This window comes from Orenia sp., from assembly GCF_055140805.1.
In genome coordinates this window covers 1-7,704 of the sequence record NZ_JBSQYM010000145.1, presented here as the reverse complement: position 1 = coordinate 7,704, position 7,704 = coordinate 1, and the positions used below count along the sequence as shown (strand labels likewise).

At 31.0% G+C, this 7,704-nt stretch carries 6 protein-coding genes; all 6 read left to right on the top strand.

Going from position 1 to position 7,704, the window contains the following annotated elements; genetic code table 11:
- The first annotated feature begins 429 nt into the window (after positions 1-429).
- The gene (locus tag ACTCDL_RS12675) at positions 430-1,458 is read left to right on the top strand and encodes a LacI family DNA-binding transcriptional regulator (protein WP_463177221.1); all 1,029 of its coding nucleotides are present in this window, start codon (positions 430-432) and stop codon (positions 1,456-1,458) included.
- A gap of 92 nt (positions 1,459-1,550) precedes the next feature.
- Positions 1,551-2,858, top strand: a complete 1,308-nt coding sequence (locus tag ACTCDL_RS12670; protein ID WP_463177218.1) for an ABC transporter substrate-binding protein — start codon at positions 1,551-1,553, stop codon at positions 2,856-2,858.
- A gap of 129 nt (positions 2,859-2,987) precedes the next feature.
- Entirely contained in the window at positions 2,988-3,851 is an 864-nt protein-coding gene (locus ACTCDL_RS12665) for a carbohydrate ABC transporter permease (protein WP_463177215.1), read from the top strand.
- Complete coding sequence (locus ACTCDL_RS12660; protein ID WP_463177211.1) at positions 3,851-4,666, top strand: carbohydrate ABC transporter permease; 816 nt, start codon at positions 3,851-3,853, stop codon at positions 4,664-4,666. The genes ACTCDL_RS12665 and ACTCDL_RS12660 overlap by 1 nt, the downstream gene beginning before the upstream one ends.
- Before the next feature lie 415 nt (positions 4,667-5,081).
- Entirely contained in the window at positions 5,082-6,404 is a 1,323-nt protein-coding gene (gene rpoN / locus ACTCDL_RS12655; RefSeq protein ID WP_463177207.1) for an RNA polymerase factor sigma-54, read from the top strand.
- Between the two features lie 172 nt (positions 6,405-6,576).
- On the top strand, positions 6,577-7,566 hold the full coding sequence (locus tag ACTCDL_RS12650) for a M23 family metallopeptidase (RefSeq protein ID WP_463177203.1): 990 nt from the start codon (positions 6,577-6,579) through the stop codon (positions 7,564-7,566).
- The last annotated feature ends 138 nt before the right edge of the window (positions 7,567-7,704 follow it).

Here is a 7,704-nt window from a genome sequence, read left to right as displayed (position 1 = left end):
ACAATAGAGAGATATTACGACACCTTAGGAATCGGGAATCGGTTATCAGGAATCTGTAGAACATACTGATTCCAGGTTCCTGATTCCTGACACTAAAGTGTCGCAATAGCCCCATTAATCTTCATTTTAAATTCACATGCCTATATTAAAAGTAAAAAACACACAAGTAAAAATGAGATTCTAAATTTAGAGTCCTCTTTTTATTTGTGTGTTTTAACATTTAAAACAAGTTATGTTAAAAAATATAATATATGAACAAATATAAAAAAAGTGTTGAATCAAGCTTTTTTTTATGATAACATATAATTACAGAAGAGTAATGCAAACGGTTGCATTATAATTGAATAGTTGATTATATAAGTTATATAAGTCTTTGTATAGTAAATCTTCATCTATTTAAGATTTATCTATTTATCAGAGGTGGTAAATTTGGAAGGAATTACTATGAAAGATGTTGCCAAATTGGCAGGCGTTTCAGCCTCTACAGTTTCTAGGGTTATATCTGATGATTCTAGAATTAGTCAAAGGACTAAAAAGAAGGTTTTAGAGGTAATGGAAGAACTTAACTATTACCCAAATACAATAGCTAGAAGTCTGGCAAGTAATAAGACTGATACTATTGGAGTAATAATGCCTTCTTATAAAGAAGATATTTTCATCAATCCTTTCTTCCAAAAGGCTTTAAAAGGGATAAGTCTGATAGCATCTCAACGTTTTTTTGATATTTTAATCGTTACAAACCACAAAGAAGAAAATGATGTAGATGTTCTCAAAAGAATAATCAAAGGAAAAAGGGTAGATGGATTGATTTTAACTCGTCCTAAGGAAGATGATGGTGGAATCAAATTTTTAAAAGAGAATAATGTTCCCTTTGTGTTAATAGGAAGTTGTTTGGAGTATGATGATATACCCTCAGTAGACAATGATAATGAGCAAGCATCTTATGACTTAACTTCACTTCTGATAAGAAAAGGGAGAGATAAGATAACTTTTATAGGTGGGGAGTTAGATTCTGTAGTTATGAAAGAAAGGTATAAAGGTTATTTAAGAGCATTAAAGGACTATAATATCACTTTCAATGAAGACTACTTTATATCTGATAAATTCATGGAAAAAAGTGGCTATTATCTTACATCCAGGTTAATGAATTTAGATAATGAACCTGATGCAATAATAGTGGCTGATGATTTAATGTCTTTAGGTGCACTAAAGAGATTAAAAGAGGGTAACAAAAAAGTACCAGAAGATATAATGCTAGCCAGCTTCAATAACAGTATGTTAGCTAAATATGCCAATCCTTCTATAACTTCTATTGAGATTAATTCCATAGAGTTAGGTAGGAAGGCTTGTCAGAAGTTATTTGATATCTTGGAGGAAAAAAGTAGAGAGAATAAGGAAATCATAGATTATAAGATTATAGAACGCGAATCTACTTCTTTAAGAAAAGATATAGATTAATTTAATTAATTTATATCTTTTTAAGGTTTTAAATTTTTAGCTTTACACAGCCGTTTGTATTCTTCTTATAAAACTATAAAGAGGTGATTTTTTTGAAGTTAAAAGGAAAACTATTATTAATCTTATCATTACTTATTGTATCTGCTTTAACATTAGTAGGTTGTGGATCTAAGGAAAGCAAGCAAGCTGCTGATCAAGTAACAGTAGATATATTCCAATTTAAAGTTGAAGCTAAAGACGCATTAGAAAGTGCTGCAGCAGAATTTATGAAAGAAAATCCTAATGTAAAAATCAATATTCAAACTGTTGGTGGTGGAGATGACTATGGTGCTTCTTTGAAATCTAAGTTTGCATCTGGACAAGAACCAGCAATTATGAATATGGGTGGTATGCAAGATGTTAAGGATTGGATAGAGAAGTTAGAAGATTTATCAGATCAACCATGGGTTGATAAAGCATTTAATGGTACTTTAAAGGCAGTAACAGTAGATGGAAAAATTTATGGTATGCCTTTTGCTCAAGAAGGATATGGATTTATCTACAATAAATCTATCTTTGAAAAAGCAGGTATAGATGCTGACTCTATTAAGAGTTTTGATGCATTGCAAGCTGCTGTAAAGAAATTAGATGCTAAGAAGGATGCTTTAGGATTAAAAGCAGTAATTGGTTTCCCAGCTAAAGAGACTTGGGTAACTGGATTACACTTATCAAATGTTGCTTTTGCCAATGAATTTGATAGTGTAATAGATACTTTTAATGCTAAAACAATCGATTTTAAATATGCTGATTCTTTGAAAAAATTAGTAGATTTACAAGCGAATTACGCTTATAAACCAGATGGGACTAAGGGATCTTTAAATGCGGTTGATTATTCTATGCAAGTTGAAGAGTTATTCTCATTACAACAAGTAGCTATTATTCAACAAGGTAACTGGGCATATGGAAGTATTGCAGGTATAGATCAAGAAGTAGCTAAGAATATTGGTTTCTTACCGATTCCAGTAGTTGGTGCTAAAGAAGACTCTATTCCTGTAGGAATTCCAATGTACTGGGCAGTTAATAGTGGTAAAGATCAAGCTGTTAAAGATGCAGCTAAAGACTTCTTAAACTGGTTATATACCTCTGAAAAAGGTAAGAAGATGATTATCCATGACTTTAAATTCATCCCTCCATTTAAAGGGTATGAAGGAAAAGATTTAGAACCAACTGATCCATTAGCAAGAGATATCTTAAGATACTCTAATCAAGGTAGAACAATGCCATGGGTATTTATGGGATATCCAACTGGATGGGGAATGGACAAATTAGGTGCAGATATTCAAAGCTATTTAGCTGGTGATCTTACTTGGAATCAGCTAGTAGAAAATGGTAAAGAAACTTGGGCAGAGGCTAGAGAATAATTTTAGCTAAGCGTTTGTCAAGTTGATTACATTAAGAGAGCCATGATTTCATGGCTCTCTTATTAAAAAATTAGAATATAAACCATATATTATGGATAATTTTATCATCTACTAAAAGGAGAGTTGAATATGAAAAGAAATAAATTAGCATTTTGGGGATTTGTCGGACCATCCTTGTTTGCTTTTTCATTGGTAGTTATCGTCCCTTTATTGGTTGGAATTTACTATTCTTTTACTGATTGGAATGGTATTAGATCAAATATTAATTTTGTTGGTTTGAAAAATTATTTAGAGATATTTAAAGATGAAGGTTTTATAGAGTCATTTATATTTACTACTAAATTTACTATAGCTTCAGTTATAACTATTAATGTTATAGGCTTCTCATTGGCTTTATTGGTTACTAGAAAACTAAAGATAAGTAATGCACTTAGAACGATCTTTTTTATGCCTAACTTAATAGGTGGATTAATTCTTGGTTTTATCTGGCAATTTATCTTTACTAAAGGTTTTGCATCTTTAGGAGAATTAACTGGTCAGCGATGGTTATTAGGCTGGTTATCTAATCAGGAGACAGGATTTTGGGGGCTTGTAATTTTAATGGCATGGCAGATGTCTGGTTATTTAATGGTTATTTATGTAGCAGCAATTCAAAATATCCCTAAAGAATTGGTTGAAGCTTCTCAAATTGATGGGGCAAATGCTTGGGAAAGAACTAAACATATTGTCTTTCCACTTGTAAGACCAGCTTTTACAGTAAGTTTATTTTTAACACTTTCTAACTCATTTAAGTTATATGATCAGAACTTGTCACTAACTGGTGGAGGTCCTGCTAATTCGACTCAAATGATTGCTATGAATATTTACAATACTGCATTTAAATTCAATGAGATGGGTGTTGCTCAAGCAAAAGCAGTAGTATTTTTCCTAATAATAGGTGTAGTTACTCTTAGTCAGGTTTATATTACTAAGAAGAGCGAGGTGGAGATGTAATGAATAAAGGTAACAAGACTATTTTAAGAATAATAGGTATTTTAACAGGGCTTTTATTTCTATCTCCTTTTTATATAGTAATTGTTAATGCATTTAAGACTAAAAAAGAATTATTCATGAATACCTTGGGCTTACCAAACTCTATTAATTTTAATAACTTTGTAGAGGCTTGGAAGAGATTAGACTTTTTGAGTGTATTCTTTAATTCTTTGCTTATAACTGCAGGGAGTATAGTTTTTATAATTATTTTTTCTTCCATGGCAGCTTGGATGCTTCAAAGAAATAAATCTAAATTGAGTAATTTTATCTTCTTTTTATATATTGCTGCAATGCTAATACCATTTCAAGCAGTAATGCTTCCTTTGGTTAGAGTTATGGGGAAATTAAATTTATTAAATATTCCAGGATTGATGTTTATGTATGTAGGCTTTGGTTCAAGTTTATCAATCTTTTTATACCATGGTTTTGTCAAAGGAATACCAACAGCATTAGATGAAGCTGCGACTATAGATGGATGTAATAGCTGGCAGACCTTCTGGCATATTATCTTTCCAATCTTAAAACCGATAACAATAACAGTAGCTATCTTGAATACTGTATGGATTTGGAATGACTTCTTATTGCCATCACTTGTTATCAATAGACCAGGAACTCGTACTATTCCTTTAGCAACCTTCTTCTTCTTTGGAGAGTACACTAAGCAATGGCATTTAGCTCTTGCAGGTCTTGGCTTAGCAATAATACCTGTAATTATCTTCTATTTCTTCGCTCAAAAGCATATTATTGAGAGTGTTACTGCAGGTAGTGTGAAATAGATTACTGATCTTTAAAATTTTAATAGCTGATAATAATTTAGATAAAAAATACTATCAACGGCCTTAAGAGATAAGGCTATTGATAGTATTTTTATTATTTGAATGAAAATATATGGTTATTGTAGTTATATCTTCTTTGGATATCAAGTTAGAAAATAGTTTAATATGGGGATATTGGGATACTTTTAGGAATCAGGAGTTAGGAAGCAGTTATCAGTAAAACAGACTGATTCCAGATTTCCGATTCCTGACACGAAAGTGTCCCATTTTCTCTATATTACAATAATTTTGAATCTATATTGCTTATAAAGCTAAGAACAAATAAATTTATTTTTTAAGCTCTAAGGTATATAATGTAGTAAAAGAGATAAGAGTTAATAAAAATAATAACTGTAAAGAAAGGGGCTAGGGCAAAATGAGTACAGAATTAAGTTATAATCTTAATTTAAAGCAGGAGCAACAGTTAGTGATGACCCCAAAATTACAACAGGCAATTGAGCTTTTACAGTTATCAACCTTAGAGTTAAAGGATTATCTTAAAAAAGAGATGATGGAGAATCCTTTATTAAGCCTTGAAGAGAGCTATACTGAGCAATCTAATAGTTATTTACCTTCAGAGCATAGTGAAGGAGTAAATTATGAAAATTTTATCAGTAAAGAATTAACTTTAGAAGAGGAGATAATGGGACAGCTAGGATTAGTTCTTAATGATGATTTAGAAAAAAGGGTCGCTAAGTATATAATTGCTAATCTTAATGAGGCTGGGTTTTTTAATGATTTTCAGAGTGTTATGGATAACCTTAATGTTAGTAGAGCTAGTGTGGAAAGAGTATTAGATAAAATTCAAGGTTTGGAACCGATAGGTGTAGCTACAGCTGGAGTAAGAGAGTTTTTATCTCTCCAATTAGAGGAATTAAAGGGAGTAATTCAAGATAAGAATATTATCTTAGCTCAACAGATTGTTGGTGAATATTTAGAAGAGTTAAGTGCTAATAAATTAAGAGTAATATCTAAAGACTTAAATTTAGAGATTACTTATGTGCAGAAACTAGTTGATTTGATTAGGAATCTAAAGACTACCCCTAGAGAAAGTTTTGCTAATAGTAATAAAAATGATTATTTAGAGCCTGATATTATTATTAAAAAGGTTGGAGATAGATTTGAAATTATTATGGATAAAGATAGCTTTCCAGTTTTAAGGATTAATAAATATTATCAGAAGCTATTAAAAGAAAAGAATGATCCTAAATATCGATTATATATAGAGAAGAAATTAAATTCAGCATTATGGCTAATTAAAAGTATTGAGCAACGTAGACAGACTATTTATAGTATAGTAAAAGATATTGTTGATTTTCAGCTTGAATTTTTAAATTATGGGATTAAATATCTAAGACCAATGATTATGCAAGAGGTTGCTGATAGGGTGGAGGTTCATGAATCTACTGTCAGTAGAGCGACTAAGAATAAGTATATTCAAACCCCCTATGGTCTATTTCCTTTAAAGTTTTTCTTTAATGAGGGAATCAAGAGTAAAGATGGAAGAATTTCAGCAATTGCTGTCAGAGAAGAGATTAAGGAGATAGTTGCAGATGAGAATAAGAATAAACCTTTAAGTGATAAAAAAATTAAAGAATACTTGGAGAAGAAAGGGATCTATATTTCAAGAAGAACGATAGCAAAGTATAGGGCTAAACTTAAGATTCCTGCTTCAAGGCTGAGAAGGCGTTATGATTAAAGAGATAAAGCAAATTGCTTTATCTCTTTTTTTAGAGGGATATAAGGTATAATTGTCTAATCTTAGAATTAGCAGTGATTAAGACTTAATAATAAGTAAAATATAAAAGATTGGGGAGATTAAATTGCTAATTAAAAAAAGGTTCTATATATTTATATCTAATTTGATTATAATGGTTATTTTAACAAGTATGGGTGTAAGTGCTAAACCATTTGTCACTAATCAAGCAGGTATTAAAAGGGTTCAATATAATTTATTGATATTAGGATATGAGATTGCTTTGACAGGAAAGATTGATTCTCAAACCTATAAATCTTTAGTAGACTTTCAACAGAGAAATAAGTTGAGAGCATCTGGTGAGATTGATATAGATACCTTCTTTAAATTAGAGGATTTTGCAGGATATATGAGCCATAAAGTAGTAGCTGGTGATACTTTAAAGAGTGTAGCTAGGGATTATGATGTTAGTGTAGAGATGATTGAAAGATTAAATAAGCTAACTTCGTCCAGATTAAAGATAGGAGATGAATTGATCATTCCCCAAAATGGGTTAGAGGAATTGGCTGAGTATAACTTAAATAAAGTAATTACTTATATTTTAAAACCTACAGATAGCTTAGATAAGGTTGCCAAAAGGTTTAATACCACTGTAGAGATACTAAAGAGGGTTAATAACATAGGTTCTAAGGAAATTAGAGGAGGAGAAGTTTTAAGAATACCTATTAGTATAGTAAAATCACAGTATAAAGCTAAGAACTTAACTAAAGATGATATTCTTAATAATTTAAGTGCTCCTACAGTAATTAGAGTTTCCTCTGAATTTGGTTATAGAGAGCATCCTATTAAGAAGAAGAGAATACTCCATAAAGGAGTTGATTTAGCAGTGGTAACAGGTACTAAGGTGAAGGCAATATATAAAGGAACAGTCTTATATTCAGGATGGATTAGAGGTTATGGTAAGACTGTAACTATTGACCATGGAAATGGAATAGTTAGTTTATATGCACATAACTCTAAACTTCTTGTTTCAAAGGGAGAGAAGGTGAAAAAAGGGGAGGTGATTACACTTTCTGGCAATACAGGAAGAAGTACTGGTCCTCATTTACATCTAGGACTTTATATCAATAATAAAGCAGTAGATCCGTTAAGGTATATAAGATAAAGGTGGGAGATATAGTTAATGAGATAATATAGAGATACTGCGACACTTTCGTGTCTTAGTTTACAGTGTACAGTTAACGGTTGACAGTTAAGTTCAAAACATCTTAAAATCTTATAATATCAATGATTATAAAGGTTT